The sequence below is a fragment of the Rhodosalinus sp. genome (genome assembly GCF_041685465.1).
Classification (GTDB): Bacteria; Pseudomonadota; Alphaproteobacteria; order Rhodobacterales; family Rhodobacteraceae; genus Rhodosalinus.
Map to the genome: position 1 here is coordinate 1 of NZ_JAWLFS010000324.1, position 2,599 is coordinate 2,599.

2 protein-coding genes are annotated in these 2,599 nt (G+C 70.3%); both read left to right on the top strand.

Going from position 1 to position 2,599, the window contains the following annotated elements; genetic code table 11:
- The first annotated feature begins 255 nt into the window (after positions 1 to 255).
- Positions 256 to 1,764: an IS21 family transposase gene (gene istA / locus ACESL7_RS15175; RefSeq protein WP_487247764.1), complete on the top strand. Its 1,509-nt coding sequence runs from the start codon at positions 256 to 258 to the stop codon at positions 1,762 to 1,764.
- Positions 1,761 to 2,599 (top strand): IS21-like element helper ATPase IstB (gene istB, locus ACESL7_RS15180; RefSeq protein WP_372894134.1); only part of this gene is annotated, 839 nt, incomplete at its 3' end. The genes istA and istB, both read left to right, overlap by 4 nt.

A 2,599-nucleotide genomic window follows, 5' to 3' on the forward strand; every position in this document is an offset into this window, starting at 1 on the left:
GGCGCGTCCGCGCCGCATTCACCGGACGGCGCGCCTGCGCCGCATTCCCTGGAGGTCGCGTCAAACATGCCTCTGATGAGCGACAACCAAGTTGGCCGCCACCGTCAGCCAAGTTGGCCGGTGGCCCCAGCCGGAGGGAGGGCGTAGCCCGACCGTAGGCTGGGGCCACCGGCGCGGGCCTCATGGGGGGGCTTGGGTGCTGGTCGCTGCGTGCCGGTAGGGTCGGGATCTCTGCATCCAAACGGAGATCCGACCGTGCCGGGCAAACCCGTCACCGACCAGCAAGCGAGACTCTACATGACCGACCGTCGCAATCACAGCCAGCGTGTCGCAGCCTCCCGTGCGGGTTTCAGCGAACGCACCGCCCGCCGCCTCGATGCCGATCCCCGTCTGCCATCCCAGCGCAAGCCTGCTCGGGGACGCACCGTGCCCGACCCCCTGGAAGCCGTCTGGGAGCCGATCCTCGTGCCGATCCTCTCCCGCGATCCGGCCGTGCAGGCCGTGACCCTGCTGCGGCACCTGCAGTTGAACGATCCTGACGCCTTCCCCGACGACCGCGTGCGCCGCACGCTGGAGCGGCGCGTCCGCGACTGGCGCGCGCTGCACGGGCCGGAGCGCGACGTGATTTTCCGGCAGACGCCCGAGCCGGGCCGCATGGCGCTGTCGGACTTCACCGATGCCAGAGGCCTGGGCGTGACGATCGCAGAGCAGCCTCTGGCGCACCGGCTCTACCACTTCGTCCTGGCCTACAGCGGCTGGGAACACGCGGCCGTGGTGCTGGGCGGCGAGAGCTTCCCGGCGTTGGCCGAGAACCTGCAGAACGCCCTCTGGACCCTCGGTGGTGTGCCGCAGGAGCATCGCACCGACAGCCTCTCGGCGGCTTACCGCAACCTCGATGCCCATGCCGCCGCCGACATCACGCGGCGATATGAAAGCTTCTGCGGCCACTACGGCATGCTGGCGAGCCGCAACAACCCCGGCGAGGCGCACGAGAACGGCTCGATCGAGGCCCACAACAACCACCTCAAGGTCGCCCTCGACCAGGCCCTGATCCTGCGAGGCTCGCGTGACTTCCCCGATCTCGCCAGCTGGCGCCGCTTCGTCGATGAGGTGGTGGCCCGCCGCAACCGCCGTCGCGAGGCCGCGGCGCGCATCGAGATGGCGGCGCTGCGCCCGTTGCCCGCCCGGCGCACGACAGACTTCACCGAGGTGGTCGCGCGCGTCACGAAGACGGGGGGCTTCCTGGTCCACAGCGTGTTCTACTCCGCGCCCTCACAGCTGATCGGGCAGCGCCTGCGGGTCCATGTCCATGACGACCGGATCGAGGCCTTCCTTGGCGCCACCCATGTCGTCACCCACCCCCGGCGCCGCGGCCGCGGTGACGGCGTGCGCGTTCACTGCGTCAACTATCGCCATGTCATCCACGCGCTGCGCCGCAAGCCGCAGGCGCTGGCCGGGTCGATCTATCGCGACGGCCTGTTTCCTCGCTCGGAATATGCAGAGGCCTGGGCCGCGCTGTCGGCCGCCTTGCCGCGCCGCGACGCCTGCCGCCGGATGGTCGACCTGCTCGGGCTCGCCCATGACGAGGGCTGCGAGGCCGAGCTCGCCTCCCTCATCGCCGACACCCTCGGCCAGGGCGCGCTGCCAGAGGCGCTCGCCCTCAAACGGAGGCTCGAACCACGCCGGCGCGTGCTCCCGGACGACACGCCCGTCGCGCTCACCGATCTGGCCAGCTTCGACGCCCTGCTGGAGGGCAGCGCATGACCGCCCCCGCAGCCCCGCGCCCCGTCGATGTCCACGCGCTGCCCGCCATGCTCACCGCGCTGCGCTTGCCCGGTTTCCATCGCCATTGGCAGGCGCTGGCCGACCGCGCCGACGCCGAGGGTTGGCCGGCATCGCGCTTCCTCGCCGCCCTGGCCGAGCTCGAGATGGCCGAACGTGACGCCCGGCGCATCCGGCGCCACCTGCACCAGTCCCAGCTCCCGGGCGGCAAGACGCTCGCCACCCTCGACTTCAAGGTCCTGCCCGGCGTGCCCCGCGCCCGCATCGAGGCCCTGGCCGCCGGCGACTGGATCGAGACCGGCGCCAACCTCATCGCCATCGGCAACTCGGGCGCCGGCAAGACCCATGTCCTCTGTGCCATCGGCCATGCCCTCGTCGAGGCGGGCAGACGCGTCCTCTACACCAGCACCACCGACATCATGCAGCGACTGCAAGCCGCCCGCCGCGATCTCGCCCTCGAGGCCGCCCTCGCAAAGCTCGACAAGTTCGATCTGATCATCCTCGACGACATCACCTACGCCCAGAAGGATCAGGCCGAGAGTTCCGTCCTCTTCGAGCTGATCGCTCGCCGATACGAGGCCAGGAGCCTCGCCATCGCCGCCAACCAGCCCTTCAGCGCTTGGAACCGGGTCTTTCCCGACCAGGCCGTAACCGTCGCCGCGATCGACCGCCTCGTCCACCACGCCACCATCCTCGAGATGAACGGCGACAGCTATCGCCGACGCGCCGCCGCCGACCGCAGCACGCCAAAGGTCGACGCTCAGGCGACAACCTTCAGCGACAGCCGAGATCGACACGCAACCGACAAAATCAGGGA